Source organism: Leifsonia sp. PARNA 1/14, assembly GCF_055720965.1.
The window spans coordinates 281,662-307,631 of record NZ_JBVQSP010000005.1 but is presented as its reverse complement, the minus strand read 5'-3'; the positions used below and the strand labels follow the sequence as shown (position 1 = coordinate 307,631).

Here is a 25,970-nt window from a genome sequence, read left to right as displayed (position 1 = left end):
CGACAACACCATGAGCTTCCTCGAGTACGCACCGGCCCCCGAGTCGCGCGCGATCCTGAACCTGCGCGACCAGTACGGCCTCTTCATCGACGGCGAGTTCGTCGACGGCCACGGCACGCCGTTCCAGACCATCTCCCCGGCGACGGAGGAGCGCATCGCGACGATCGCGACGGCCGACTCCGCCGACGTCGACCGGGCCGTCGCCGCTGCCCGCCGCGCCTACGACCGCGTCTGGTCGCGCATGAGCGGCAGCGACCGCGGCAAGTACCTGTTCCGCATCGCCCGCATCATCCAGGAGCGCGCCCGCGAGCTCGCAGTGGCCGAGAGCCTCGACAACGGCAAGCCGATCAAGGAGAGCCGCGACGTCGACGTGCCGCTCGTCGCCGCCTGGTTCTTCTACTACGCCGGCTGGGCCGACAAGCTCGAGCACGCCGGACTCGGCCCGGCGCCGCGCGCCCTCGGCGTCGCAGCGCAGGTCATCCCGTGGAACTTCCCGCTGCTGATGCTGGCGTGGAAGATCGCCCCGGCGCTCGCGGCGGGCAACACCGTCGTGCTCAAGCCGGCCGAGACCACGCCGCTGACCGCGCTGCTGTTCGCGGAGATCGTGCAGCAGGCCGACCTCCCCGCCGGTGTCGTCAACATCGTCACGGGCGCGGGCGAGACCGGTCGCGACCTGGTCGCGCACCCCGACGTGAACAAGGTCGCCTTCACCGGGTCGACCGCAGTGGGACGCGAGATCGCGCGCTCGGTGGCGGGAACCGAGAAGAAGCTCACGCTGGAGCTCGGCGGCAAGGCGGCGAACATCGTGTTCGACGACGCCCCGATCGACCAGGCCGTCGAAGGCATCGTCAACGGCATCTTCTTCAACCAGGGCCACGTGTGCTGCGCAGGCAGCCGGCTGCTGGTGCAGGAGAGCATCCACGACGAGGTCGTCGACCGCCTCAAGCGCCGGCTCTCGACGCTGCGCCTCGGCGACCCGCTCGACAAGAACACCGACATCGGCGCGATCAACAGCGCGGAGCAGCTGCAACGCATCCGCGAGCTCTCCGACATCGGAGAGGCGGAGGGCGCGGAGCGCTGGACCGCCGAGTGCGCGATCCCCGAGAACGGCTTCTGGTTCGCGCCGACGATCTTCGACAACGTGTCGACGAGCCACCGGATCGCCCGCGAGGAGATCTTCGGGCCGGTGCTGTCGGTGCTCACCTTCCGCACCCCGGCGGAGGCGATCGCGAAGGCGAACAACACGCCGTACGGCCTCTCGGCCGGCATCTGGACCGACAAGGGCAGCCGTATCCTCGCGGTGGCCGACAAGCTGCGCGCCGGCGTCGTCTGGGCCAACACGTTCAACCGCTTCGATCCGGCCAGCCCCTTCGGCGGCTACAAGGAGTCGGGCTACGGCCGCGAGGGCGGTCGTCACGGTCTGGGAGCCTACCTGGTGCCGGGACGGTCGCTGCCCGCCGCCATCACGTCGGCACGCACCTCCGCCGCTCGCACCTCCACCCGCACCTCCACCCGCAAGGGAGTCACGAAATGAGCCGACTGGCCGTGCCGAAGACCTACAAGCTCTACATCGGCGGCAAGTTCCCCCGCTCGGAGTCCGGGCGCACCTACGAGGTCGTCTCGACGAAGGGCGCCTTCCTGGCGAACGCCGCGAAGGCCTCCCGCAAGGATGCGCGCGACGCGGTCGTCGCTGCGCGCGCCGCGCTCTCAGGCTGGGCCGGCGCGACCGCGTACAACCGTGGTCAGGTGCTGTACCGCATCGCCGAGCTGATGGAGGGCCGCAGGGCGCAGTTCGTCGATGAGATCCAGAAGGCGGAGGGCGCATCGGCGGCTGCCGCCGGCGCGCAGGTGGACGAGGCGATCGATCGCTGGGTCTGGTACGCGGGCTGGGCGGACAAGTTCGCGCAGGTCGCGGGCAACGCCAACCCTGTCGCCGGCCCCTACTTCAACATCTCGGTGCCGGAGCCGACGGGCGTCGTCGCGATCGTCGCCCCGCAGGACTCCAGCCTGCTCGGCTTCGTCAGCGCGGTCGCGCCGGCCCTGGTCGCCGGAAATACCGTCGTCGTGGTGGCGAGCGAGCGCTTCCCGCTCTCGGCGATCAGCCTGAGCGAGGTGCTCGCGACGAGCGACGTGCCCGGCGGTGTGGTCAACATCCTCACCGGTTCGCCTGCCGAGGTCGCGCCGTGGCTGGCCTCCCACGCCGATGTCAACGCGCTGGATCTGGTCGGCGCGGGAGCGCTCGATTGGGTCGACCTGCAGATCGCCGCGGCCGACACCCTCAAGCGCGTGCTCGCCCCGGAGAACGGAGCCGACGCAGCGGCTCCGTCGCTGGACCGGATCGCATTCTTCACCGAGACGAAGACCGTCTGGCACACCAAGTCGCTGCTTTAGAGTCCCCTGTGGTTCCCTTCCCGCACCCTCTCATCTGAGGGAGGATGGGAAGATGAGCGACGGGTGGGGATCGGTACACGGAGCGCTCGCCCTCGTGGGCGACAGTCTGACGCAGGGCGGCGACTGGGTGGCCTGGCTGCCGGGTGAGGATGTCCGCAACCACGGTGTCGCCGGCGATACGACCGACGACGTCGTGGCCCGGCTGAGTATCGTGATCGAGGAGCAGCCCGGCACGGTCGCGCTGCTGATCGGCACCAACGATCTGGCTTGGCGGCGGTCGGCCGAGCACGTCGTCCGCAATGTGGAGACGATTCTGGTGACGCTGCGCAAGGAGCTGCCTGAGGCGCGCATCCTCGTGCAGTCGGTGATGCCGCGCGGCCACGAGTTCGCCGACCAGATCCGCGACATCAACCGCCACCTCTGGCAGTTCGCCCCGACGGTGCACGCGGCGTGGCTCGACCTGTGGCCGGCGATGGCTCTGGAGGACGGCGAGCTGAACCCCGCATTCACCGACGACCGCCTGCACCTGAACGACGACGGCTACCGGGCGTGGCTCAACGAGCTCGTCCCCGGTCTCGAGCGCGCCAGGCAGCTGCCGCCGAACAGTCGCGCCATCCAGTTGCCCGACCTCGGCGGGGCGGCCTGACCTCCCAGCGCCGGGCCGCTCTCAGAGCGACCGCAGCAGCGTCTCGTAGAACGTGATCCCGCGCAGCCAGGTGGCGACGCGGATGCGTTCGTTCCTGGCGTGCAGGGTGCCGCGTTCCTCCGCGCTCATCTCGAAGGGAGTGAACCGGTAGACGGCGTCGCTGATGGTCGTGAAGTGCCGGCTGTCGCTGGCGCCGAGCATGATGTACGGGGTCACGACGGCGTCCGGGTGCACTGCGCCGATCGCCGCAGCGAGGCGCTCCCACTGCGGGCCGGAGACCGGCGACACCGGCGACGGCTCGTTGGCGTCGACGGCTTCGATGCGCACGTGCGGGTCGTGGACGGCGTCCTTCAGATGCGCGAGGGTCTCGGCCACGCTCGAGCCGACGGCGATCCGGACGTTGACGACCGCCTCCGCCGTCTCGGGCAGCGCGTTCGCCGCCAGGCTGCCGCGCAGCTGCGTGACGGCCGTGGTGGTGCGCACGATGGCGCGGGTCTCGTCGCTCAGGCGCGCGAACACGGCGCGCAGCACCGGTCGGAGGCGGCGCGCGCGCGTGAACACGAACCGCAGTGGGCCGCTGGCGTGCGCTCCCAGGGTCTCGACCATGCGCAGGTTCGTCTCGGTCAGCCGGGAGGGGAATGGATGCGCGTTCACGCGAGTGACCGCCCTGGCCAGGCGGACGGTCGCCGTCATCCGCGGGGGAGTGGACGCATGACCGCCCTGCTGCTCGACGGTGAGCCGCACGGTGGTGATGCCCTTCTCGCCCACCCCCACGACCGCGATCGGCTTGTGGACGCCGGGGAACACCTTCTCGACGACCGCTCCGCCCTCGTCGACCACGACTGCTGGGCGCACGCCCCGATCGTGCAGAGCGGCGACGATGGCGCGGGCCCCGGAGCCGACGGTCTCCTCGTCGTGCCCGAAAGACAGGTAGACGTCGCTCCCGGGAGTGAACCCGTCGGCGACGAGGGCCTCCACGGCCTCCAGTATGGCGACGACCGCCCCCTTGTCGTCGAGCGTGCCGCGCGACCAGAGCAGGCGTTCGTCGCCCTGCCCGGTGAGGTCGGCGGCGAACGGAGGATGCGCCCAGCCCTCGGCGGTGGCGGGCACGACGTCGTAGTGGGCCAGGAGCACGGCAGGGGCCGCGGCGGCGTCGCGGCCGCGCCAGCGGTAGAGGAGGGCGTGGCCGCCGTCGCCGAGCTGCTCGCGCTCGAGCGCGGTGTGCAGTAACGGGTACAGGGTCGGCAGGGCGGTGACGAACTCGTCGAACGCGGCCCAGTCGGTCTCGTCGACCGCATTGCGGGACATGGTGGGGATGCGCAGCAGCGCGCGGAAGCGCTCGAGGGCGGCGCCGTCGGCCGTCCCGTTCGCAGCCGTCACTCGCCGGCCGCCCGGCGGAACGCGGACAGCGCGTCGTCGTTGAAGAGCACGAACCGCACGAGCTCGACCGAGCCGACGCCGGAGGACAGCACGGCACGCACGGTGCTGACGGCGATGCGGGCGGCGTCGTCCATCGGCCAGCCGTAGACGCCCGCCGAGACAGCGGGGAACGCGACGGTGACGGCGCCGAGCTCACGGGCGACCCGCAGGGACGAACGATAGGCGTTCTGGAGGTCGGGCGTGCGGTCCTCACTGCGCGCCCAGACCGGCCCGACGGTGTGGATGACCCACCGGGCGGGGAGATCGCCCGCGGTGGTTGCGACGGCCTGGCCGGTCGGGAGACCGGCGGGCAGCGTGGTGGCGCGCAAGTCGCGGCAGGCGGCGAGGATCGCGGGGCCGCCGCGGCGGTGGATGGCGCCGTCGACGCCGCCACCGCCGAGCAGCGAGCTGTTGGCCGCGTTGACGACGGCGTCGACGGCCTGTTCGGTGATGTCGCCTCGGACGATCTCGATGGGGTCCGACACGTCAGCCGCGGTTGTTCGAGAGCTCGTACACCTTGAGGAGTTCGAGGATGGCGTCGTCGCGCTGGTCGCCGCCCTCTTCGAACATCGCCGAGACGTGGGTCTTGAGGTGGTTCTCGACCAGGAGCTTGTTGAGCGAGCCGAGCGACTTCTGGATGGCGAGGGACTGAGTGATGATGTCTACGCAGTAGTCCTCGTTCTCGATCATCTTCTCCAGGCCGCGGAGCTGCCCCTCGAGGATGCGCGTGCGGTGGAGGGCCCGCTTCTTGATGTCTGCGATCACGGCACCAGGATACCGCGGTCCGACGATACCCCGGCCAGGTATCGGAGGGCGCGCTCGTATTCACGATGATGCATGATGAGCGATCGTCATATGCTGCGAAGTTCATGCAGACGTATCAGATCGGAGGGATCCGCGTCGTGATGCGGAACGGCGCGCCGTCAAGACACCCCCTAACGGGGGGTGTGGGAGGACATACCGCCTGGTCTATCCTCCCTGTAGGGGTTGAGAAATATTCGTTTTACAGGAAAGGCCCGACTTTGCTGAAGAACCTCAGCCCGCTGCTGTCTGGTGCGCTCTTGAGTGCGCTCGACTCTTTGAAGGATGGCGACACACTTACCCTTGTCGGCAGCGGCTATCCAGAAGAATCATTGAATGCGCCCATCGTCCACCTGGGGGAGGACGTCACCACTGAAGCCGCCGCAGAGGCCATCCTCAGTGTGTTCCCGCTCGACACCGCAGACCCGTCGCCGATCGTCTTCCTCGACCTCGCCGGCGAGCCGTACGACGTTCCCGACGTCGCCTTCGCGGTGAACGGCATCGCCTCGGACGCGGAGCTCCGTCGCATCCCGATGGCCCGGCTCGACCTCGAGCCGTTCGTCGAGCTCGCGTCGCGTTCCGCAGTCATCGTCCGCGTGGGATCGGACGCGCCGCCGTGCGCGTTCCTGTTCCGCCGCGGAATCCTCTGAGGCGCATCGCACGAACAGCCGTCCGCGCCCCCGGGAGAGGTCTCGTCCCGGGGCGCGGGCCGTTCACCTAGAGTTGTGAGGTGCCATACACCCCGCAGCCGCCCGCCTACAATCGCGCCGCTCTCGCGCCCGGGCTCATCGGCGCCCTCGCGCTGCTGTTCGGCCTCGGACTCGCGGCCTGGTACGTCTGGGTGCAGTACGCGGTCTGCGTGCTCGCGCTGATCCTCTGCGTGTTCGCCTGGCAGGCCAAGCGCAGGTGGTGGCTGGTCGGGCTGATCCCGATCGCCGTGCTCTGGAACCCGATCTGGCCGATCCCCGGCCTCGCTCCGGCGCTCGCCGTGCTCAGTCTCGCGGCAGCGGTGGTCTTCGTCATCGCGGGACTCACTATCAAGATTCCCGCCGACACACGTCGCTGAGGCGTCCGCATACGGTAAAATGAAACCTGCACGGCGGTCCTTTGCCGTGCGCCCGGCGTTCGTCGATGCTCGGTGCGGACCACTCGGTTCCGTTCCCTGCCGCACCGCCGGCCCTCACGCTCTACGGCGTCGCGTCCTCTGTCAGCGCGCGGCGCCTCCACTGGAGGACCATGTCTCGATCGGGTCAGCGTACGTCGAATCAGCGCACGGCGAGTCGCCCGCAGCAGCAGCGGCGCAACCGCCACGCCAACAACGACGGGCTCATCCCCGTGCTCGCGCGCAAGGTGCGCGAGGTGGAGGCCAAGGCGGCGGACGGCAAGAAGCTCGGTCCGACCAACCGCACCAAGTTCCAGGTGATCGCGTTCCTCATGCGTGAGGAGCGCGCCCGCGCCAAAGCCGACCCGGAGCTGAGCGACGCCTCCCGCGCCGAGCAGCTCAAGCGGCTCGACGGCATCGCGACGATCCTCGCCAAGACCGCGGCGCGCGACACCTCCCTCATCTCGCTGCTCGAGAGCGAGGCGCCTCCCACGGCCACCGCGCAGAAGATCCGGCGCGACTGGCTGCTGGAGTCCGGCACCGAGCTCAGCCCCGACGATCTCATCATCACGGTGGAGCGACCGGTGGCTCCCGACAGCGTCATCCCGCCGGAGCTGGCCGAGAAGCAGGTCGTTCCCGCCTCGGTGAAGGCCCGGCAGCTCTCCAACCCGTTCCTCGCCCCCGACTTCAGCCGCGCCGCCACGGCTGCACCCGCCCCGCGCCGGCGCCTCGACTCGTGGGAGCTGCTCGGTCCGCTGTTCAAGTCGTTCGAGTACGGCGCGGGAGGCCAGGCCGCGAGTATGGAGCTTCCGCCTGCGCCGCTGATCGACCGCTACTCGCCTCCCGGGCTGGAGCTCATGCACCACCAGTCCCGCTTCATCGAGAGCGTGCGGCAGGGGCACCGCCGGTTCCTCCTCGCCGACGAGCCCGGTCTCGGCAAGACGGCGCAGTCGGTGCTCGGCGCGTCCGTGGCCAACGCCTACCCGCTGCTCGCCGTCGTGCCCAACGTCGTCAAGATGAACTGGGTGCGGGAGGTCGAGCGCTGGACGCCGCACCGCCGGGCCACGGTCATCCACGGCGACGGCGAAGGTCTCGACGCGTTCGCCGACGTGGTCATCGTCAACTACGAGGTGCTCGACCGGCACCTCTCGTGGCTGCGTACTCTCGGCTTCCAGGGAATGGTCGTCGATGAGGCGCATTTCATCAAGAACCTGCACTCGCAGCGCTCCCGCCTCGTGCTCGGGCTGGCGGAGGCGATCCGCGAGAAGGCGGCCGACCCGCTGCTGATCGCGCTCACCGGAACGCCGCTCATCAACGACATCGACGACTTCAAGGCGATCTGGCAGTTCCTCGGCTGGATCGACGGCGACAAGCCGACCGCCGAGCTGATGGAGAGCCTGGAGGAGACGGGGCTCACCCCGGCCGACTTCGGCTTCTACGCCGCGGCACGTGAGTCGGTCATCGACCTGGGCATCGTCCGCCGGCGCAAGGTCGACGTGGCCGCCGACCTCCCGAGCCGGCGTGTCGTCGACCTCCCCGTCGAGCTCGACGACGACCTCGGCCGCTCGATCATGCAGGCCGAGAAGGAGCTCGCCGCGCGCCTGGTGGCCCGCTTCCACCGCGCGGCGGCCGCCGGTCGGCCCGACTCGTTCGACGGTGACGACGAGGCCCACCGCAAGCACCTCATCCGCCTGGTCGCCCAGTCGGAGCTCGAGGAGTCGAAGTCGGCGAAGACCGGCGACAACGTCTTCACCATGGTCCGCAAGATCGGTCAGGCGAAGGCCGGCCTCGCCTCCGACTACACCGCCCAACTGGCGCGCTCGGTCGGCAAGGTGGTCTTCTTCGCGAAGCACATCGACGTGATGGACGCCGCGGAGGAGGCGTTCGCCGCCCGCGACCTCAAGACGATCTCGATCCGCGGCGACCAGTCGGCGCTGGCGCGGCAGAAGGAGATCGACGCGTTCAACAACGACCCGGAGGTCGCGGTCGCGGTCTGCTCGCTCACCGCGGCGGGCGTCGGGCTCAACCTCCAGGCGGCCTCGAACGTGGTGCTGGCGGAGCTCTCGTGGACGGCCGCCGAGCAGACGCAGGCGATCGACCGCGTGCACCGCATCGGCCAGGACGAGCCCGTCACGGCATGGCGGATCATCGCGGCGCAGACGATCGACTCGAAGATCGCCGAGCTGATCGACTCCAAGCAGGGGTTGGCGGCGCGCGCGCTCGACGGCAGCGATGTCGAGATCGGCTCGGCCGACTCGGTGCAGCTGGACGCCCTCATCCACCTGCTGGAGGACGCGCTGGCAGCGTGAGCTGACGGGTCAGGCGATCTCGGCGTCGTCGGGGTCGAGCGGGACCGGGCGGTCGTCGTCGGGCACGATGCGGTCGTCGTCCTCGTCGTCGTCGACGGGGAGGTCGTCCGGGTCGTGGATGACGGGCTCCGGCTCGTAGTCGCCCTCCTGCGCCTCGAGGAAGTCGTCGTCCTCCTGGTTGCGCTCGGTGTCGCTCATGCGACGAGGGTACCTCGCCGCGCCCGAGCGCGGGAGAGCCGGTTGCGCCATCGAAGAGCTCAGTCGAGCTCGAACACGAAGTAGGCGCCGCGGTCGTCGTGCCGGATGCGCGCGGCGCCCGCGAACCCTTCGAAGGCGCCGGTTCCGGTCCCGGGCACGATGTAGCCGAATGCCGACGGGTCGTCGGGGTGCTGGAGGGCGCCGTGGTGCACCGTGAACGAGCCGGAGCCGCCGTCCGGGAGGGCGGCCGTGATGCGCTCGGCAGCCAGGTAGCCGCGCCCCGACTCCTCGGTGCCCGACGAGACGAAGTGCGCGATCGACTCGCCCACGAGGCCCTCGGTGTAGGTCTTGCGCATGACGACGGCTCCGAGCCAGTCGCCGGGGATGCCGGCCAATTCCTCCTGGTCCCAGCCGGTGACCTCGAAACGGGCGGTGATGGTCGTCGGATTCTCCATGTCGAGAGCATAGAGAACGGTGTCCGCGGCCGGCGTGATTTCGTGACTCGGCCGAAGTGGACTAAACAGGGGACATGGCGAAGCACCGCTCCCAGCTCGAGATCGAGCGCAAGTACGACGTGGACGCCGACCTCCCCACCCCCCCTCTCGTCGGCGTCGGGGCGGTGGCCGTCGAGGGCGAGCCCCACACCGCAGAGCTGGTCGCGACGTACTACGACACGGAGGACCTCGTGCTCGCCCGTCAGCGCATCGCCGTGCGGTCCCGGCGCGGGGGATCCGACGAAGGCTGGCACGTCAAGCTGCCGCCGGGAGACGAAGGCAGGCCCGAGCTGCACTGGCCGCTCGGCGACGGCGAGCAGCCGCCCTCCGACCTGCTGGAGGTCATCGCCGATGAGCTCGGCGACGGCCGGCTGGTGCCCGTCGCCCGGGTGACGAACGTGCGCGACACGAGGGTGCTCACCGACGCTGCCGGCTTCGAGCTGGCCGAGCTGTGCGACGACCACGTCCGCAGCGAGAACCTCCGCACCGGCGCCACCGACGCCTGGCGCGAGTGGGAGGTCGAGCTGTTGAGCGGGGCGCCCGACTCGCGCGAGCGGCGCACCGCACTGCTCGACGGCATCGAGGCCGAGCTGCTGGCCGCCGGTGCGCGCCCCTCGGCGAGCGCTTCCAAGCTGCAGCGCGCCCTCGGCCTCTGACGGGCGCCGCCCGACCGGATTTTGGCGCTCCGGTATGCGTCGGGCATGATGCTCAGGGGTGCAATGCAGCACAGGGGCGTCAAACAGAGCAGACGGCGCGCACTGACTCGCACAGCAGCGCACCGAGGAACGGAGCAGCATGAAGATCGGCATCCTCACGAGCGGTGGCGACTGTCCCGGGCTGAACGCGGTCATCCGCGGGGCCGTCCTCAAGGGCGACCGCGTGTACGGCTCGGAATTCGCCGGGTTCCGCTACGGTTGGCGCGGCGTCGTCGAGGGCGACATCATGCCGCTCGACCGCCACAGTGTCCGCGGGCTCTCGCGTCAGGGCGGCACGATCCTCGGCTCCAGCCGCACCAACCCGTTCGAGGGCGACAAGGGCGGCCCCGAGAACATCCAGCGGATGATGGACGAGCACGGCATCGACGCGATCATCGCGATCGGCGGTGAGGGCACGCTCACCGCGGCGCGCCGGCTCACCGACGCGGGTCTGAAGATCGTCGGCGTCCCCAAGACCATCGACAACGACCTCGCCGCGACCGATTACTCGTTCGGCTTCGACACGGCCGTCGAGATCGCCACCGAGGCGATCGACCGCCTGCGCACCACGGCGGAGTCGCACCAGCGCTGCATGGTCGTGGAGGTCATGGGCCGCCACGTCGGCTGGATCGCGCTGCACTCGGGTATGGCCGGCGGCGCCCATGCCATCCTGATCCCGGAGCAGCCGCAGTCGATCGAGCAGATCTGCGAGTGGGTCGAGTCGGTGCGCGACCGCGGCCGCGCACCCGTCATCGTCGTCTCCGAGGGCTTCCACCTCGACACGATGGAGGAGGCGCACTCGCACAAGGGACTCGACGCCTTCAACCGTCCGCGCCTCGGCGGCATCGGCGACCTGCTGGCACCGATGATCGAGGAGCGCACCGGCATCGAGTCGCGCGCGTCCGTCCTCGGCCACATGCAGCGCGGCGGCGTCCCGAGCGCTTACGACCGCGTGCTCGCCACGCGCCTCGGCATGGCCGCGGTCGACGCCGCGTACGAGGGCCGCTGGGGCTCGATGGTGTCGCTGCGCGGCACCGACGTCGTCAACGTGTCGATCGCCGACGCGACCGGCGGCCTCAAGACGGTTCCTCCGGCGCGCTACGAAGAGGCCGCGCTCCTCTTCGGCTGACCGTGGTGGCGCGCCTCGTCGTGATCAACGGCGCCCCGGGCTCGGGGAAGTCGACAGTGGCGCGCGCCCTGGCCGAGCACGAGCCGCTGGCGCTGGCGCTCGACGTCGACCAGCTCAAGCACGCGCTCGGCGGGTGGGAGTCGGACCCGACCGCGTCCGGCCTCCATGCTCGCCGGCTGGCGATCGCCCTCGCAGACGAGAACCTCCGCTCCGGCAGGAGCGTGTTCGTCGGGCAGTACCTCGCGCGTCCGGAGTTCCTGGAGGCGCTCGAGGGGCTGGCCCTGCGCCGCTCGGTTCCCTTCCACGAGTTTGTCCTCGAGGTGGACGCCGAGCACCTGGCCGCACGGCTGCACGGTCGCGCGCAGTCGCCGACGCGCCCGGAGCACACCGTCAACAACGGGTTGGTCGGGCCGGCCGATGTGCCCGACCTGATCCGGTCGCTGGAGGCACTGCGGTCGACCCGGCCGGGCGCGACGTGGGTCGACGCGAACGGCGCGTCGGAGGACACGGTCGCCGCCATCGCGGCGGCCCTTCGCTGAGAGGTCCGCCAGGGTCCCTGCCGTCCCGGACGACGCAGGGCTAGGCTCCTGCGTACCAGTGGAAGGGAGCGGCCGTGCCCAGATTCATCCAGCTCGAGGAGTTCGGATCCCGGGATTACCTCCACCTCGTGGAGCGCGAGCGGCCGTGGCCCGGTCCCGGTCAGGTCCTCGTGCGGGTGCTGGCCGCCGGTCTGAACCCGATGGACTACAAGGCCTACCGCAGTGAGCAGGCTGCGGCGCGCATGGGCGTCACTCTGCCGAGCGGCATGGGGCAGGACTTCGCCGGGTTCGTGGAGGAGGTCGGTGAGAGCGCTACGCGCTTCCAGCCGGGTCAGGCCGTGCTCGGCACAGCCCCGTTCGCGTCGATCGCCGACTTCGTCGTGGTTCCGGAGGACGGCCAGATCATCGAGAAGCCCGACCCGTTGACCTTCGAGGTCGCCGGCTCGCTCGGTGTCGTCGGGCGCACGGCGATGGCCAGCGACGCCTCCCTCGATCTGAACGAGAACGACGTGGTGCTGGTGAGCGCAGCCGCCGGCGGTGTCGGGGTGCTGGCCGCACAGCTGGCCGTGCACTGCGGCGCGACCGTGATCGGCACCGCGAGCGAGGACAACCACGAGTTCCTCGAGACGCTCGGCATCACGCCGGTGGCCTACGGCGACGGGCTCGCGGAGCGGGTCAGGGAGCTCCTCGACGACGGCGAGACCGTGACGGCCGTGCTCGACAACCACGGCGCCGACACGATCGATGCGGCGATCGAACTGGGTGTGCCTCCCGAGCGGATCAACACGATCGCGGCGTTCGGCCCGTCCGCACGCGGCGCCCGCACCGTGGGAGGCCGCACGGCCGGCAACGCGCAGCTCGCTGAGCTCGCCGACCTCCTGGCCCAGAACGAGATCATGCTGCCGATCGACTCGATCTTCCCGATCGAGCGCACCGCCGAGGCGTACGGGCGTCTGGAGGCCGGGCATGTGCGGGGCAAGATCGTGATCGTCACCGACTGAGAGGATCCACCATGATCGACGAGGACATCGCACGCCTGCTTCGTGCGGCCGGCCTGCGCTGGCAGCCGGCGTCGGGCGACACCTTCGCCATCGACCGGCCGGGCATGGGAGGCGAGCGGTTCACCGTCAGCGAGATGACGATCGAGCCGCATCACTTCGACACCGGCACGATCCTGGGGTTCAACGGCACGACCGAGTGGGCGCTCGACTCGCTCGCGGTCGAGGACGCTCTCTGGATCCCGCGGGAGGACCAGCTTCGCGAGCTGCTCGGCGGGTCGTTCCGCCACCTCGCGCGCACGCCGGACGGTTATCGGGTGACACTGGAGCTCGAGGGCGCCGAGCGGTTCTTCGAGGAGGACGATGCGGCGACGGCGTATGCTCAGGCGCTGCTGTCGTTGATCGCGGCCGCAGTGGCGTAAGGCGTAGCGGCGTAGCGGCACGGACGGGACGCGCTACGGTCGCCCCGCGAGCGCGGACGCGTCCAGTTCGGCCACGCGACGCACTCCGGCGAGGCCCAGTGTGATGTCGAGCTCCGCGAGGACGTTCCTGAGCAGTTCGCGCACACCTCGCTCGCCCGCGACCGCTAGCGCGTACGCGTACGGCCTGCCGATCGCGACGGCGCGCGCGCCGAGGGCGAGCGCGATGACCGCGTCGGCGCCGCCGCGGATCCCGCTGTCGAAGAGCACGGGGAGGCGACCGGCGACCGCCTCCACGACGCCGGGCAGTGCGCCGAGCGCCGCGACCTCCCCATCGATCTGGCGACCGCCGTGCGTCGAGACCTGCACGGCGTCCACACCCGCGTCGATGGCGCGCCGGGCGTCGTCGGGGTGCAGCACGCCCTTCAGCACGATCGGCAGGCGGGTGCGCTCGCGCAGGAAGGCGAGGTCGCGCCAGTCGAGGGAGGGGTCGGCGAAGACGTCGAGGAAGGTCTCCACCGCCGCGAGCGGTTCACCCGAGCGGAGGTTCTGCCGCAACTCGCCGGGGTGGTGGCGCAGGATGCTCGCGAACGACGCGACCGCAGCGGGCGTGACCGGTGTGCGCTTGCGCGGTCCCGCGGTGGACATCCGCTCGCGCACGAGCCCGCGGAACACCGGGTCGCTGGTGTACTGGGCGATGCCGAGCCCGCGGCTGAACGGGAGGTAGCCGAGGGCGAGGTCGCGGGGGCGCCAGCCGAGCACGTGGGTGTCGAGGGTGACCACGATCGCCTCGCAACCGCTGGCCTCCGCTCGCTCCACGAGGCTGGCGACCAGGTCGCGCGACGAGCTCCAGTAGAGCTGGAACCAGCGTGGGGCGCCGGGACGGACCGCGTCCATCGCGGCGGCGACGTCCTCCATCGGCGCCGAGGCCTGGTTGGAGATCGTGAAGGGCACGCCCTCCGCCGCAGCGGCTCGGGCGGCAGCGGTGTCGCCGCCTCGGCGGGCGAGCTCGAGCACGCCGATCGGCGCCAGCAGCAGGGGAGCGGTCAGGGTGCGGCCGAACAGCTCGGTCGAGAGGTCGCGCTCCGCGACGTCGCGCAGCACGCGCGGGAGGATGCGATGCCGGCCGAAAGCGGCGGTGTCGGCGGCGTCGGTGCGCTCGAGCCCGGCGGAGCCGGCGATGTACGCGTACGCGGCCCGCGACAGACGTCGGCGCGCAGCCCGCTCCAGCTCGGGGAACGCGACGGGGATCGCGGGGCGCCTGCCGGCCACGCCCGCGCGGTAGACGGCGCTCTGCGCTGCACGTCCGATGCTGGTGCCGATGCTCGTCGTGAGCGTGTTCGCGCTGCCGTCGTTGCCCGTCATGCAGCCATTCTCCCCATCAATTCGATCAGCGCTTCGGCCAATTCGATCAGCGCTTCGGCCGGGGGCGCTTGCCCGAAGACCGCTTCGCCGCCGCCGCGCGCCTGGCCTGCTTCGCGGCCCGTGCGGACTGCGTGGCCGCCACCTTCGCCGCCTTGGCCGCTTTGGCGTCCTGCACCGACTGGGCGGCCTGCGTGGCCGCGACCTCCGGGTTGCGCGAGCTGTGCGCCTTGCGGCCACGCACGATGCCGATGAACTCGTCGACGAGGGGATGCTGATGGTCGCGCGGCCAGGTGAGGCCCACATGCGAGACCGGGCCGTCTTGCAGCCGGACCGCCTCCACGTCTTTGCGCCGCAGCGCCTTGGCCACGGAGGCGGGCATCAGCGCGATGCCGTCGCCCTCCGCGACGCTGCGCATCAGCGCCTCGGACGGTTCGCCCTCCACCCGAGGCTGGCCCTCCAGGTCGGCCAGGTGCAGCTTCTCCACGAGGGTCAGCAGGTGCTCGTGGTTCATGACCACCACGACGTCCTCGGAGTAGAGCGGGATGAGATGCCGGTCGTCCTGCGCCCGGGCGTCGCGCGCGAACACCATGTCCGCCTCGCCGGCCTCCAGGAGCGCGAGCGGGTCGTCCGACGGCCGCACCACCAGTTCGACGGTCGGCTGCCGCTCGGCGAAGAGGCGCGTCCACTTGCCGATCGTGACGCCGAGCGGGAACGCGAGGGTGAAGCGGGAGGCCATGCAGGCCAGGCTACCGAACGGCCGGAGGGGTCGGCGGACGATACCCTTGAACCCATGAAGGACCAGACCATGAAGGCGGCCTCCGCGGCCAAGAAGCTCGGCATCCTCCTGTCGGCGGCGCCGGAGGAGTTCCGCGACCGCGAGATCAGCCGCAGCGAGTTCGACGAGCTGAACGCGAACCCGCCGGAGTGGCTGGTCGCCTTGCGCGCCGACGGGCCGCACCCACGCGACGTCGTCTCGCGCAAGCTGGGCGTGAGCAACTCCGGCCTGGCCCGGGGAGGCGTGACCGAGCCATTGACGACGGCCGAGATCAAGGCACTCCTCGCCGACCCGCCCGCGTGGCTGGTGGCCGAGCGGGCGACCCAGGCGCAGGTGCGCGCCGAGAACGCGCGCGTCAAGCAGCGCAACGCGGAGCGCGCCGCCCGCGGCTGAATCCGCGGGGCTGAAGGGTCAGATCTGCGGCGTGCTCGTCGCGGCTGACGCGTCCTGCCCTCCGGCTCCAGCCTTCTTCACCGCGTGCGCCAGCACCTCCGGACCAGTGACGAACGCACGTCGCCATGGGGCCACGCCGTCGATCTCGACCTGCAGCGAGAAGCTCAGGATAGTGCGGATGAGCACGATGATCCCGAGCACGAGCGCGTCGGTCAGGGTGGGGTTCGACGTGACGGTCTTGACCAGGTCGGCGGCGACGAGCAGCTCCAGGCCGAGCAGGATCACGCCGCCGAAGCTCTCGCGCAGCGTGCGGAACGCGTCGCGTCCGCTGCGCCGGCGCACCCAGACGGATAGCGAGATCGCGAGCGCGACGACGAACCCGACCGCCAGCGCCGCGACGCCGGCGAACTCGAACGCGACGCCAACCGCCTCGAAGAACGCGTGGGTGTCCATGCGGTCATCGTGCCACAGCGTGTGCTGCGCGGTGAGAGGCGTGCCGCTCAGGCCACGTGCACGGCCGGGCGCCGCTTGACGTCCTTCTCGGCCTCCCGCAGCACTTCGCGCGTCACCGGCGCGACCTCCCCGCCGCCCGTGATCAGATAGCGGAACATGTTCGAGATCGGGTTGCCCTCCGTCCACTCGAAGTAGATCGTCGGCACCACCCCGGTCACGTCGCGGATCTCGAGGAGGACCGCGGCGATGGTGTTGGGCACGTTGCCGCTCGTCACCTGCAGCACCCGGTACCCGTACTTGACCACGCCGTGCACGACGAGGTCCTCCTCGAAGTCCGATGAGTCGGACTTCATCACCTCGAGGAAGATCGTGCGGGAGCGCTGCGGGATGTGGCTGAACCGGCGCTCGTCCTTGTTCTTCTCCTCGTACTCCTTGGTGGTGTCGACGTCGGGCTCGTGCGAGATGATGCGGATCTCGCCCTCCTCCGCGTCCTCCAGGATGTAGTCGAGTGCTGACACGTCGAAGGTGACGCTGGTGGCGCGCAGCTGGAACGACCGGCCGATGCGCGACACGATCGAGACGACGAGGATGGCCAGGATGAACAGGGTCGCGATGCGGAGGCCGTCGGGCCGCTCGATGATGTTGTCGATCGTCGTGTAGACGAAGATCGCCGTGATGATCGCGAAGACCACCGTGCGCTTGGGCTGCTTCTTGCGCCAGGCGGAGAGGCTCACGGCGAGGGAGGCCGACGTGATCAGCACCAGGACGCCGGTCGCGTACGCGCCGCCCTGGGCGTCGACGTTGGCGTCGAAGACCAGGGTGATGAGGAAGGCGATCGCGGTGAAGACGAGCACGAGCGGACGCACGGCGCGTGCCCACTGCGGCGCCATCCCGTACCGCGGCAGGTAGCGCGGCACCAGGTTGAGGAGGCCGGCCATCGCCGAGGCGCCCGCGAACCACAGGATGAGGATGGTGCTGATGTCGTAGACCGTTCCGAAGGCGTTGCCGAGGTACTCGTGCGCCAGATACGCGAGCGCGCGGCCGTTGGCGGCGCCTCCCGGTTGGAACTCCTTCTGCGGGATGAGCAGCGTCGTCGTGAAGCTGGACGTGATGAGGAAGACGCTCATGATGATGGCCGCCGTGGTGAGCAGCTTGTGCGCCCCCTTGATCCGGCCTTCGGGGTGGTTGGGGTCGTCGTCCGGCTTGCCTTTGATCTGCGGCATGACGGCGACTCCGGTCTCGAAGCCGGAGAGGCCCAGCGCGAGCTTCGGGAACACCAGCAGGGCCACGCCGACGATGACGAGCGGATTGCCGTTCTGCTGGAACAGAGCGCTCCACCAGTCGTCGACCGCCGTCGGGTGGTGGAACACCTCGACGATGGAGGTGGACACCACCACGACGTTGAGCGCGAGGTAGACGGCGACCAGGACGACGGCGATGCCGATGGCCTCGCGGAACCCCTTGAGGAAGACGGCGCCCAGCAGGGCGAGCAGCACGAGAGTGATGATGACGTTGTTGCCGTGGAACCAGGACGGGGCGAACGGGTTCTCGATGGCGTGAGCCGACGCGTCGGCGGCCGACAGCGTGATCGTGATCATGAAGTCGGTCGCGGCGAACCCGAGCAGCACGAGCACGAACAGCTTGCCGGCCCACCACGGGAGGAACCGTTCCAGCATCGCGATCGAGCCGGACCCGCGGAAGCTCTCGCGGGCGACCCTGCGGTAGACGGGGAGGGCGCCGAGCAGCGTCAGAGCGACGAGCACCAGGGTGGCGAACGGCGAGATGAGACCCGCCGCGAGAGCGGCGATGGCGGGCTGGTAGCCGAGGGTCGAGAAGTAGTCCACGCCGGTGAGGCACATGACCTGCCACCAGGAGTGCGTGCGCTCCGGGTTCTGGCCGTGCGGCCCCTGCTGGGTGCCCTTCTCGTCGACCATGCCGCGGAGCAGCCAGTGCTTGAACCGGCCGCCGTGCACCGTCTGGGACGCGACGGGATACGCCTGCCCGGGAAGGGGGACGGCCTCCCGGGGCCGAACGCCCTGCGCCTTGTCGCCAGAGGGGGAACTGCTCGACATCGGCTGCCCTTCGTTTGCCTTCGTGCTCACTGTACGTTCTGCACGCAGGCGCCTGGAAGACGGACCTTCGCGGAGGTCGCTCCGGCCTCCCCGCGATGCCGCACGCCAGTCTAGTGGGGCCGGGGCCTCACCACGCGGAGGGCTTGTAGTCCTTCAGGAAGACGCCCTGGAGGTCCTCGCCGGACTCGCCGCGCACGATCGGGTCGTAGACGCGGGCGGCGCCGTCGACCAGATCGAGCGGGGCGTGGAAGCCCTCCTCGGCCAGGCGGACCTTCGTGTAGTGCGGGCGCTCGTCGGTGATCCAGCCGGTGTCGACGCTCGTCATCAGGATGTTGTCGGTGTCGAACAGCTCCTGGGCGCTCGTGCGGGTGAGCATGTTGAGCGCCGCCTTGGCCATGTTGGTGTGCGGGTGCCCCGCCCCCTTGTAACGGCGGCCGAAGACACCCTCCATGGCCGACACGTTCACCACGTACGAGCGGCCGGCGGCGGCGAGCGACGGGCGGAGGCGGTCGATCAGGATGAACGGAGCGGTCGTGTTGCAGAGCTGCACCTCCAGCAGCTCGAGCGGGTCGATGGCGCCGACGGCCTGGGTCCAGGTGTTGACGCGCTGCATGTCGGGCACCAATCCGCCCGCGTCGATCGCGGTGCCGTCGTGGTGGCGCTCCAGCGACGACGAGCCGGCCGCCATCGCGGCCGAGGCGAGGTCGTCGGCTGTGAGCGCCGCGGCGCCGACGAGCTCGGCGACCGTGCCGCGCACGTTCGCCGACGAGAGCAGCGGGTGCGCGGCGACCGACGCCTGCAGCGCCTGCGGGTGCGGGTCCGCGGTGTGACCGAAGGTCTCGAGCGCGGGCAGGGGGCCGTCCGGCAGCGGGTGCGACTCGGCCTCCGCCAGCAGCGAGTACGAGCCGGGGGAGCGGCGGACCGTCTGCGCGGCGTTGTTGATGAGCACGTGCAGCGGGCCACGCGAGGCGACGGAGTCGGCGAGGCCGATCACCTGGGCGGGGTCGCGGAGGTCGATGCCGACGACGCGCAGCCGGTGCAGCCATTCGGAGGCGTCGGGCAGCTGCGAGAACCGGCGCACCGCGTCGCGCGGGAAGCGCGTGGTGATGGTGAGGTCGGCGCCGTCGCGGAGCAGTCGCAGCGCGATGTGCATGCCGATCTTGGCGCGGCCTCCGGTGAGGAGGGCGCGCTTGCCGGTCAGGTCGGTGCGCGCCGTGCGCTTGGCGTGGCTGAAGGCGGCGCACGACGGGCAGAGCTGGTGGTAGAACCAGTCGACGTGCATGTAGTGCTGCTTGCAGATGTAGCAGGCCTGCGAGTTGAGGAGGGTGCCGGCCGTCGTCGCCCCGGTGGTCGGGGAGGTCAGGTCGCGGCCGCGCGTCTCGTCGTCGATGCGGTCGGGCGCGCCGGTGGCGGTCGCGGCGATCACGGCGCGGTCGGCGGCGAGCTCCGCCTCTCGCAGCTCACGCCGCCTGGCCTGCTTGACGGCCTTGAACATGTGCGCGGTCGCCCGGCGCACCGAGACGAAGTCGGGATGCTCCTGGTCGAGCTCGTGAAGCTGGGCGAGGACGCGGAGGGTCGTCGCGAGATCGTCGGGGTCGAGGCTCGCGGAGGTTTCGGCTGGCACCGGACGATTGTACGGGCAGCGGATGACCGCCGGCTGAGGGCTCAGACCTCCAGCTCGAGCCAGCTGAGGCCGCGCAGGTCGAGGCAGAGCCGGCCGGCTCGCTCCGACGCCATCGCCACCACATCGCCGCAGACGCGGCAGCGCAGCACCATCCCGTGGTCGTCGGTGTAGAGGTGCGCCTGCGCGATCACCGCCACGTCGCCGCAGTGGGCGCACTTCGCCCGAGCGGAGGTGACGTCGACCGCGAACACCTCGGAGAGCAACCCGGCGGCCGCGTTGCCGTCGAGGTAGTCCATGTCGCTCACTGTGCCCCTCCGATCCCGCCGTAGCGTTCGGTGCGGATGCGGTCCGGGTCGTGCCCGGCGTCGACGAGCCAGCCGGAGACGGCCTCCACGAACGGGGTCGACCCGCAGAGGTAGAACGCGGGGGAGTCCGCGGCCGGGAGCACGAGCGAGCCCAGCGCCTCGGCCGTCAGTCGGCCGGCGGCGACCGGCCAGTCTAGCGGTGCCTCCCGCGTGTACACGTAGTCGACGTGCAGGGGAGCGGCACCCTCGCCGAGCGCCATCAGCTCGTCGCGGTAGTAGACCGACATCGGCGTCCGCGCTGAGTAGAGCAGCCGGAACGGCGCCGCGCTTCCCGCGGCGGCGTGCGCCCGGGCCATTGACATCAACGGCACCACACCCGAGCCGCCCGCGATCAGCTGCACGGGGCCGTCGTCGGCGGTGCGCCAGACGAACCAGCCGCCGACCGGGCCGCGGACCTCCAGCTGGTCGCCCACCCCGAGCCCGTGAACGAGGTACGGCGACACCTCGCCGTCGGGCAGCTCCTCCACAGTGAGCTCGAGCTCGTCCGGCGCCAGGCCGCCCGCGCCGGAGGCCGACGCGATCGAGTAGGAGCGCACCGCCTGGTAGCCGTCGGGCGCCGTGAGGCGGACGTCCACGTGCTGGCCCGCCAGATGGCCCGCGAGCCCCGGGATGCGCAGCCGGATGGTGCGCGCGGTCGCCGTCTCTTCGTGCGCGGCCACGACCTCGGCCACCCGCCACGCCGTCGTCACCAGTAGCGCTCTTCTTTCCAGGGATCCCCGTACATGTTGTAGCCGTTCTGCTCCCAGAAGCCGGGCTCGTCCTTCGGGAGCATCTCGAGCCCGCTGACCCACTTGGCGCTCTTCCAGAAGTACAGGTGCGGCACCAGCAGGCGCGCAGGGCCGCCATGCTCGGGCGGGAGGTCGCTGCCGTCGAAGGTGTGGGCGACCCAGGCCTTGCCGTCGAGGAGGTCCTTCAGCGGCACGTTCGTCGTGTAGCCGCCGTACGAGTGCGCCATCGTGAACTCGTAGTCGGTGTCGACGTTCTCGAACAGCGTGTCGAGCGCGACGCCGCGCCACGACGTCCCGAGCTTCGACCAGCTGGTCACGCAATGGATGTCGGTGCCGACATCGTCCTGCGGCAGAGCCAGGAATTCGTCCCAGCTCCAGCGGTGCACCACGCCCTTCTCGGTCGTGATCGTGAACGCCCAGTCGTCTTTCGCAATGCGCGGCGTCGGCCCGGCGGAGAGCACGGGGAAGCCTTCCGTCAGGTACTGACCGGGTGGGAGACGCGGGTCCTCGGAGCGTCGCCGGCCGAGGAAGCCGGACGAGATGATTCCCATGCGCGCAGCTTATTCCGGGGACCGACCGCTGGTCTACAGCCTCCGTCGGTCTACGCTGATGGCATGACCGCCGTCAACCTCGGACTCCCGCGCAGCACCCGCGCCGGCGCGGAGCCGCGGGTGGACGGGCGACCCGACGTGGCCGGACTCGTCGACCAGTTCGGCCGGGTCGCGCGTGACCTGAGGGTCTCCGTCACCGAGAAGTGCTCGCTGCGCTGCACGTACTGCATGCCGGCCGAGGGGCTTCCGGCCATCCCGCGCGACGACCTCCTCACGCCCGCCGAGATCGCACGGCTGGTCGGCATCGGCGCAGACGACCTCGGCATCCGCGAGGTGCGCTTCACCGGAGGCGAGCCGCTCATGCGCGCCGACCTGGCCGAGATCATCGGGCTGTCGCACGCGGCCGCCCCCGACCTCGACATCAGCATCACCACCAACGGCATCGGGCTCGACCATCGGCTGCCCGCACTGGTGGCCGCCGGACTGAACCGCGTCAACATCTCGCTCGACACGGTCGATCGCGAGCACTTCGCCGCGCTCACCCGACGGGACCGGCTTCCCGCCGTGTTCGCCGGGATCGCCGCTGCGCACGCTGCGGGGCTCACCCCCCTCAAGCTCAACGCCGTGATGATGCGCCAGACCCTCGCGGGCGCTCCCGACCTCCTGGCCTGGGCGCTCGACCACGGCTGCCGGCTGCGGTTCATCGAGCAGATGCCGTTGGACGCGGACCACACCTGGATGCGCGAGAACATGGTCTCCGCGGAGGAGCTGCTCGGCGTCCTCCGCACCCGGTTCGAGCTGCAGGAGGTCGGCCGCGACGATCCGTCGGCGCCTGCGGAGGAGTGGCTGGTCGACGGCGGTCCGCAGACCGTCGGCATCATCGCGTCGGTGACGCGGTCGTTCTGCGCGGCGTGCGACCGCACCAGGATCACGGCGGAGGGCACCGTGCGCTCGTGCCTGTTCGGCGACGACGAGACGGACCTCCGGAGGCTGCTGCGCGGTGGCGCGGACGACGCCGAGATCGCCCGCTGGTGGCGCGGCGCGATGTGGAACAAGCAGTCCGGGCACGGGATGGAGCGCGCCGGGTTCGTGCCTCCGGTTCGGAGCATGGGAGCGATCGGTGGCTGAGACGGCTGTGCTGGTGCGATACTTCGCGGCGGCCGAGGAGGCCGCGGGACGCGAGGAGGAGCGCCTGGCGTTGAGCGAGCCCACGGTGGCCGCGCTGCGCGAGGAGCTCGCGAACCGCTACGGCGACGCGATGCGGCTCGTGCTGCGGAACGGGTCGTTCCTGGTCGACGGCGTGGTCTCGCGCGACCCCGCCGCGGTGATCGGCGAGCGGGTGGACGTGCTGCCGCCATTCGCGGGAGGCTGATCCCTCCGGTGCTCGTGCAGTATGCTCCGGTCAACAGGCTTCGGCCTGACCGGGGGAGGTCGCCATGAGCGCGCACATGCAGGAGTTCGATCGGGTCGCCAGGCGGAGAGCACGGGTCCGGCTGCTGATCGTGGCCGCGGTCCTCGCGGGTGTCGCCGCGTGGGCGGTGCTGCCGTTCGGGATCGTGCTGCTGACCCGTGGCGAAGCGGCCGGCTGGGCGCTCGTCGCCGCCGGTGTCGTGCTGGTCGCGGCGTGCGCGGTCGCGATCGTCGGCGCGGTGCGGTCGCGGGTGGTCCTGCAGAGCCTCCCGGGCAAAGCGAACCCGGCGTTCGACGAGCCGCAGCCGTCGAAGAACCCCGTCGGCGGCTACTCGACAGCGGGCATGCAGCTCGGCTCCCACTGACGACGAGGACGTGATTTGCGGCAAATGTGCCGTTGGGCGCTGCGTAACGCCACATTCGGCGCAAATCACTCGGTACTCAGGGCGTCAGGCGGGGGAGATGCGTACCTCGGCGGGCGGGACGGTGAGCGTGACGCGCGCGCCGATCGTGAGGCGCAACTCGGCGACGACGGCGGCGGGCACCAGAGCCGTGAGGCGGTCGGTGCGCACACGCACGAGGTCGTCGCGCGGCTCGAGGGCGGTCACGATGGCGGCGATGCCCGCCGCGCCCTCGACGGGCGCGCCCGCCCGCAGGGTCACCGACGACGGCCGCACCACGGCGGTGACGGCACGGCCCTCCGGGATCGGCGCTGTCGGCGCACCGTCGAGCGCGAGGCCGTCGTCGGTCAGCAGGCCGCTCGCCGTCCGCGCCCCGGTGACGAGGCTGAGTCCGGCGAGCTCGGCCGTGAACGGGTGCCGAGGCTGGGTCAGGACCTCCCGCGCCGCGCCCTGCTCGACGACGCGCCCACCCTGCAGCACCGCGACGTGGTCCGCAAGCAGATAGGCGTCGAGCGCGTCGTGCGTGACGACGATGGCGGTGCGCCCGGCGAGCACCTCCGCCAGCATTCCGCGGAGCTCTCCCGCGACGGCGATGTCGAGGGAGGCGAGCGGCTCGTCCAGGAGGATGAGGTCCGGTTCGGCGGCCAGCGCACGCGCGATCGCCACCCGCTGGGCCTGGCCTCCGGAGAGCCCGCTCGGCCGGCGGTCGGCCAACGGATGGACACCGGTGCGGCTCAGCCACTCGTCGGCCTTCGCGCGGGACTCGGCGCGCGAAGCCCCGGACGACCGCGGGGCGAACTCGACGTTCCTGCGCACGGTCAGATGCGGGAACAGCAGGGCGTCCTGAGCCAGCAGGGCGATGGCGCGCCTGTGCGGCGGCAGCCAGGTCGAGGGGAGGTCGAAGAGGGTCTCCTCGCCCAGCGTCGCCTTGCCGCCGTCGGGCCGGATCAGGCCGGCCAGCACGCCGAGCACGGTCGACTTGCCCGCGCCGTTGGGGCCGAGCAGGGCGAGTGTCTCGCCGGAGGCCAGGCTCAGTTCGACGTCGACGTCGCGTTCGGCCACCTGGGCCGAGAGGCGCAGCGTCATGTCGTCCTCCGGCGCAGGGGCTCGCCCGCGCCGTGCGCGACCGCGACGACGGCGATCGCGACGGCGATGAGCACCAGCGACAGGGCGATCGCGGCGTCCGGGTCGGTCTCGCGCTGCAGGTAGATCTCGAGGGGGAGGGTGCGGGTGGTGCCCTGGAGGCTGCCGGCGAAGGTCAGCGTCGCGCCGAACTCACCGAGCGCGCGGGCGAACGACAGGATCGCGCCGGAGACGATGGCCGGGGTGACCAGCGGGAGCGTCACCCGGAACAGGACCGATGACGGCCCCGCGCCGAGGGTCGCGGCGACGGCCTCGTAGCGCTCGCCGGTCGTCCGCAGCGCGCCCTCCAGGCTGAGCACGAGGAACGGCAGTGCGACGAACGTCTGCGCGATGATGACGGCCGGCGTCGAGAACGCGATCGGGATCGCGCCGTCGAGCAGGCCGCGCCGGCCGTAGAGGGCCAGCAGCGCGATCCCGCCGACCACCGGCGGCAGCACGAGCGGCAGCAGCACGATGGCGCGCACGAGCCCGCGTCCGCGGAACGGCACACGGGCGAGTACGACGGCCATGGGGATGCCGAGCACGAGACAGGCCACCGTCGCGGTCACCGACGTGCGCAGACTGAGCAGGAGCGCGTCGATCGACTCCTGCGAGGTGATGAGGGCGCCGAACTGCGCCCAGTTCACGCGCGTCACCATCGCGATCACGGGCAGCAGCACGAAAAGTGCGCCGAGCGCGGCGACGACGAGGATCCAGTCCGGGATGCCCGTCGTGGTGCCGCCCGGCGGGCGTCGCCGGGTCACGGCGTGCCGAAACCGGCGGCTTCGAGCACCTTCTTTCCTTCGGGCCCGGTCACGTACGCGATGAACGCGGCGCCGCCGGTGGCGTTCGGCCCCTGCTTGATCGCGACGATCGGGTAGGTGTTGACGACGGCCTTCGCCTCCGGGAACGGAACCGAGTCGACGCTCTTGCCCGCGCCCTTGACGTCGGTGACGTAGACGACGCCGGCGTCGGCCTCCCCGGAGGACACCTTGCCGAGCACGTCGGTCACCGACGACTCCTGGCTCACCGGGGCCAGGGTAACGCCGGTGTTCGCCTCGACCTTGACGGTCGCGGCGCCGCACGGCACCTGCGGCGCGCAGACGACCGTCTTGACGCCCGGTTTGGCGAGGTCGGCCCACGACGTGATGTGCGCCGGGTTTCCCGGCGGCACGGCGATCGCCAGCACGTTCGTCGCGAAGTCGACGGGGTCGCCGCTGGTGACTCCGGCGCTGACGGCCTTCTTCATGTTGTTCTCGTCCGCCGAGGCGAAGACGTCGGCGGGAGCGCCTCCGCTCAGCTGGGTGACCAGGTCGGAGGAGCCGGCGAAGCTGAACGTGACGGTGCTGCCGGGGTTCGTCTTCTCGAACTCCCGGCCGAGCTCGGTGAAGGTCTTGGTGAGGGAGGCTGCGGCGAAGACGGTGATCGTGCCCGTGATCGCGTGCTTCGTGGGTGTCTGCGACGCCGGCGCGGACGCGGTGGACGAGCAGCCGGTCGCGGCGAGCAGCACGGCCGCGAGCGCTGCTCCAGCGATCGCGAGTCTGCTGCGCGCCCTCGTTCTGGTGCTCATT

The 25,970-nt window shown here is 70.9% G+C and carries 31 protein-coding genes; 15 read left to right on the top strand and 16 right to left on the bottom strand.

Annotation, left to right across the window (positions count from 1 at the left end; translation table 11 throughout):
* Nucleotides 1–10: 10 nt before the first annotated feature.
* The 3 genes from AC0HS0_RS15150 to AC0HS0_RS15140 are packed head-to-tail and all read left to right on the top strand — an operon-like array spanning nt 11 to nt 3,037.
* A complete protein-coding gene (locus AC0HS0_RS15150; RefSeq protein WP_472964880.1) occupies nt 11–1,534 on the top strand; it encodes an aldehyde dehydrogenase family protein in 1,524 nt (507 codons plus the stop codon).
* On the top strand, nt 1,531–2,391 hold the full coding sequence (locus AC0HS0_RS15145; protein WP_472964879.1) for an aldehyde dehydrogenase family protein: 861 nt from the start codon (nt 1,531–1,533) through the stop codon (nt 2,389–2,391). Before AC0HS0_RS15150 ends, AC0HS0_RS15145 begins: the two co-directional genes overlap by 4 nt.
* A gap of 52 nt (nt 2,392–2,443) precedes the next feature.
* Nucleotides 2,444–3,037, top strand: a complete 594-nt coding sequence (locus tag AC0HS0_RS15140) for a GDSL-type esterase/lipase family protein (protein WP_472964878.1) — start codon at nt 2,444–2,446, stop codon at nt 3,035–3,037.
* A gap of 21 nt (nt 3,038–3,058) precedes the next feature.
* Here AC0HS0_RS15140 and AC0HS0_RS15135 read toward each other — a convergent pair whose 3' ends face one another.
* The 3 genes from AC0HS0_RS15135 to AC0HS0_RS15125 all read right to left on the bottom strand — a co-directional run bounded on the left by AC0HS0_RS15135 (nt 3,059) and on the right by AC0HS0_RS15125 (nt 5,221).
* The gene (locus AC0HS0_RS15135; RefSeq protein WP_472965009.1) at nt 3,059–4,345 is read right to left on the bottom strand and encodes a M20/M25/M40 family metallo-hydrolase; all 1,287 of its coding nucleotides are present in this window, start codon (nt 4,343–4,345) and stop codon (nt 3,059–3,061) included.
* Between the two features lie 68 nt (nt 4,346–4,413).
* Nucleotides 4,414–4,941, bottom strand: coding sequence for an O-acetyl-ADP-ribose deacetylase (locus tag AC0HS0_RS15130; protein WP_472964877.1), 528 nt, complete (start codon nt 4,939–4,941; stop codon nt 4,414–4,416).
* 1 nt (nt 4,942) lies between these two features.
* Entirely contained in the window at nt 4,943–5,221 is a 279-nt protein-coding gene (locus tag AC0HS0_RS15125) for a metal-sensitive transcriptional regulator (RefSeq protein WP_055919275.1), read from the bottom strand.
* Between the two features lie 65 nt (nt 5,222–5,286).
* On the opposite strand from AC0HS0_RS15125, the gene AC0HS0_RS15120 reads away from it, so the two are divergent.
* The 3 genes from AC0HS0_RS15120 (at nt 5,287) to AC0HS0_RS15110 (ending at nt 8,668) form a co-directional block, all read left to right on the top strand.
* Nucleotides 5,287–5,907, top strand: coding sequence for an RbsD/FucU domain-containing protein (locus AC0HS0_RS15120; RefSeq protein WP_472964876.1), 621 nt, complete (start codon nt 5,287–5,289; stop codon nt 5,905–5,907).
* 80 nt (nt 5,908–5,987) lie between these two features.
* Entirely contained in the window at nt 5,988–6,323 is a 336-nt protein-coding gene (locus AC0HS0_RS15115; protein WP_472964875.1) for a DUF6804 family protein, read from the top strand.
* Between the two features lie 170 nt (nt 6,324–6,493).
* Complete coding sequence (locus AC0HS0_RS15110) at nt 6,494–8,668, top strand: DEAD/DEAH box helicase (RefSeq protein ID WP_472964874.1); 2,175 nt, start codon at nt 6,494–6,496, stop codon at nt 8,666–8,668.
* 9 nt (nt 8,669–8,677) lie between these two features.
* On the opposite strand, the gene AC0HS0_RS15105 is transcribed toward AC0HS0_RS15110, so the two are convergent.
* Together AC0HS0_RS15105 and AC0HS0_RS15100 are read right to left on the bottom strand one after the other, a co-directional pair.
* The gene (locus AC0HS0_RS15105; RefSeq protein ID WP_472964873.1) at nt 8,678–8,866 is read right to left on the bottom strand and encodes a hypothetical protein; all 189 of its coding nucleotides are present in this window, start codon (nt 8,864–8,866) and stop codon (nt 8,678–8,680) included.
* Between the two features lie 59 nt (nt 8,867–8,925).
* Nucleotides 8,926–9,321, bottom strand: a complete 396-nt coding sequence (locus tag AC0HS0_RS15100) for a DUF3224 domain-containing protein (protein WP_472964872.1) — start codon at nt 9,319–9,321, stop codon at nt 8,926–8,928.
* A gap of 74 nt (nt 9,322–9,395) precedes the next feature.
* On the opposite strand from AC0HS0_RS15100, the gene AC0HS0_RS15095 reads away from it, so the two are divergent.
* The 5 genes from AC0HS0_RS15095 to AC0HS0_RS15075 all read left to right on the top strand — a co-directional run bounded on the left by AC0HS0_RS15095 (nt 9,396) and on the right by AC0HS0_RS15075 (nt 13,143).
* Nucleotides 9,396–10,016: a CYTH domain-containing protein gene (locus tag AC0HS0_RS15095; RefSeq protein WP_472964870.1), complete on the top strand. Its 621-nt coding sequence runs from the start codon at nt 9,396–9,398 to the stop codon at nt 10,014–10,016.
* 139 nt (nt 10,017–10,155) lie between these two features.
* Entirely contained in the window at nt 10,156–11,184 is a 1,029-nt protein-coding gene (locus tag AC0HS0_RS15090) for a 6-phosphofructokinase (protein WP_472964869.1), read from the top strand.
* Nucleotides 11,185–11,189: 5 nt separating this feature from the next.
* A complete protein-coding gene (locus AC0HS0_RS15085; protein ID WP_472964867.1) occupies nt 11,190–11,723 on the top strand; it encodes a P-loop nucleotide/nucleoside kinase family protein in 534 nt (177 codons plus the stop codon).
* A 74-nt stretch (nt 11,724–11,797) separates the two neighbouring features.
* Nucleotides 11,798–12,724, top strand: a complete 927-nt coding sequence (locus AC0HS0_RS15080) for an NADP-dependent oxidoreductase (protein WP_472964866.1) — start codon at nt 11,798–11,800, stop codon at nt 12,722–12,724.
* An 11-nt stretch (nt 12,725–12,735) separates the two neighbouring features.
* Nucleotides 12,736–13,143 (top strand): cupin domain-containing protein, encoded by a 408-nt coding sequence (locus AC0HS0_RS15075; RefSeq protein ID WP_472964865.1) that lies wholly within the window; start codon nt 12,736–12,738, stop codon nt 13,141–13,143.
* 33 nt (nt 13,144–13,176) lie between these two features.
* Here AC0HS0_RS15075 and AC0HS0_RS15070 read toward each other — a convergent pair whose 3' ends face one another.
* Together AC0HS0_RS15070 and AC0HS0_RS15065 are read right to left on the bottom strand one after the other, a co-directional pair.
* Complete coding sequence (locus tag AC0HS0_RS15070) at nt 13,177–14,505, bottom strand: alpha-hydroxy-acid oxidizing protein (protein ID WP_472964863.1); 1,329 nt, start codon at nt 14,503–14,505, stop codon at nt 13,177–13,179.
* Between the two features lie 46 nt (nt 14,506–14,551).
* Entirely contained in the window at nt 14,552–15,241 is a 690-nt protein-coding gene (locus tag AC0HS0_RS15065; protein WP_472964862.1) for a LysR family transcriptional regulator substrate-binding protein, read from the bottom strand.
* Nucleotides 15,242–15,295: 54 nt separating this feature from the next.
* Between AC0HS0_RS15065 and AC0HS0_RS15060 the strand changes: the two genes are divergently transcribed.
* The gene (locus tag AC0HS0_RS15060; protein WP_472964860.1) at nt 15,296–15,673 is read left to right on the top strand and encodes a DUF5997 family protein; all 378 of its coding nucleotides are present in this window, start codon (nt 15,296–15,298) and stop codon (nt 15,671–15,673) included.
* 18 nt (nt 15,674–15,691) lie between these two features.
* On the opposite strand, the gene AC0HS0_RS15055 is transcribed toward AC0HS0_RS15060, so the two are convergent.
* The 6 genes from AC0HS0_RS15055 to AC0HS0_RS15030 form a co-directional block, all read right to left on the bottom strand.
* Nucleotides 15,692–16,126 carry a DUF1622 domain-containing protein gene (locus AC0HS0_RS15055; RefSeq protein ID WP_472964859.1) on the bottom strand — a complete coding sequence of 145 codons (435 nt, stop codon included), beginning with the start codon at nt 16,124–16,126 and terminating at the stop codon, nt 15,692–15,694.
* A 47-nt stretch (nt 16,127–16,173) separates the two neighbouring features.
* A complete protein-coding gene (locus tag AC0HS0_RS15050; protein WP_472964858.1) occupies nt 16,174–18,198 on the bottom strand; it encodes an APC family permease in 2,025 nt (674 codons plus the stop codon).
* Nucleotides 18,199–18,325: 127 nt separating this feature from the next.
* Nucleotides 18,326–19,822, bottom strand: coding sequence for an SDR family NAD(P)-dependent oxidoreductase (locus tag AC0HS0_RS15045; protein WP_472964857.1), 1,497 nt, complete (start codon nt 19,820–19,822; stop codon nt 18,326–18,328).
* Between the two features lie 41 nt (nt 19,823–19,863).
* A complete protein-coding gene (locus AC0HS0_RS15040; RefSeq protein WP_472965008.1) occupies nt 19,864–20,118 on the bottom strand; it encodes a DUF6510 family protein in 255 nt (84 codons plus the stop codon).
* Nucleotides 20,119–20,123: 5 nt separating this feature from the next.
* The gene (locus AC0HS0_RS15035; RefSeq protein ID WP_472964856.1) at nt 20,124–20,876 is read right to left on the bottom strand and encodes a ferredoxin reductase; all 753 of its coding nucleotides are present in this window, start codon (nt 20,874–20,876) and stop codon (nt 20,124–20,126) included.
* A complete protein-coding gene (locus AC0HS0_RS15030) occupies nt 20,873–21,466 on the bottom strand; it encodes a sulfite oxidase-like oxidoreductase (RefSeq protein ID WP_472964855.1) in 594 nt (197 codons plus the stop codon). Before AC0HS0_RS15030 ends, AC0HS0_RS15035 begins: the two co-directional genes overlap by 4 nt.
* 63 nt (nt 21,467–21,529) lie before the next feature.
* Here AC0HS0_RS15030 and moaA point away from each other — a divergent pair, with 63 nt between their 5' ends.
* The 3 genes from moaA (at nt 21,530) to AC0HS0_RS15015 (ending at nt 23,241) form a co-directional block, all read left to right on the top strand.
* Entirely contained in the window at nt 21,530–22,594 is a 1,065-nt protein-coding gene (gene moaA / locus AC0HS0_RS15025) for a GTP 3',8-cyclase MoaA (RefSeq protein ID WP_472964854.1), read from the top strand.
* Nucleotides 22,587–22,838 carry a MoaD/ThiS family protein gene (locus AC0HS0_RS15020; protein WP_055919320.1) on the top strand — a complete coding sequence of 84 codons (252 nt, stop codon included), beginning with the start codon at nt 22,587–22,589 and terminating at the stop codon, nt 22,836–22,838. Before moaA ends, AC0HS0_RS15020 begins: the two co-directional genes overlap by 8 nt.
* A gap of 64 nt (nt 22,839–22,902) precedes the next feature.
* Entirely contained in the window at nt 22,903–23,241 is a 339-nt protein-coding gene (locus AC0HS0_RS15015) for a hypothetical protein (protein ID WP_472964853.1), read from the top strand.
* An 84-nt stretch (nt 23,242–23,325) separates the two neighbouring features.
* Here the strand turns inward: AC0HS0_RS15015 and AC0HS0_RS15010 are convergent, their stop codons facing one another.
* Genes AC0HS0_RS15010 through modA form a run of 3 tightly spaced genes read right to left on the bottom strand, consistent with a single transcriptional unit; the run spans nt 23,326 to nt 25,969 of the window.
* Entirely contained in the window at nt 23,326–24,363 is a 1,038-nt protein-coding gene (locus tag AC0HS0_RS15010) for a sulfate/molybdate ABC transporter ATP-binding protein (protein ID WP_472964852.1), read from the bottom strand.
* Nucleotides 24,360–25,163: an ABC transporter permease gene (locus tag AC0HS0_RS15005; protein ID WP_472964851.1), complete on the bottom strand. Its 804-nt coding sequence runs from the start codon at nt 25,161–25,163 to the stop codon at nt 24,360–24,362. Before AC0HS0_RS15005 ends, AC0HS0_RS15010 begins: the two co-directional genes overlap by 4 nt.
* Entirely contained in the window at nt 25,160–25,969 is an 810-nt protein-coding gene (gene modA / locus AC0HS0_RS15000) for a molybdate ABC transporter substrate-binding protein (RefSeq protein WP_472964850.1), read from the bottom strand. Before modA ends, AC0HS0_RS15005 begins: the two co-directional genes overlap by 4 nt.
* Nucleotide 25,970 lies beyond the last annotated feature (1 nt).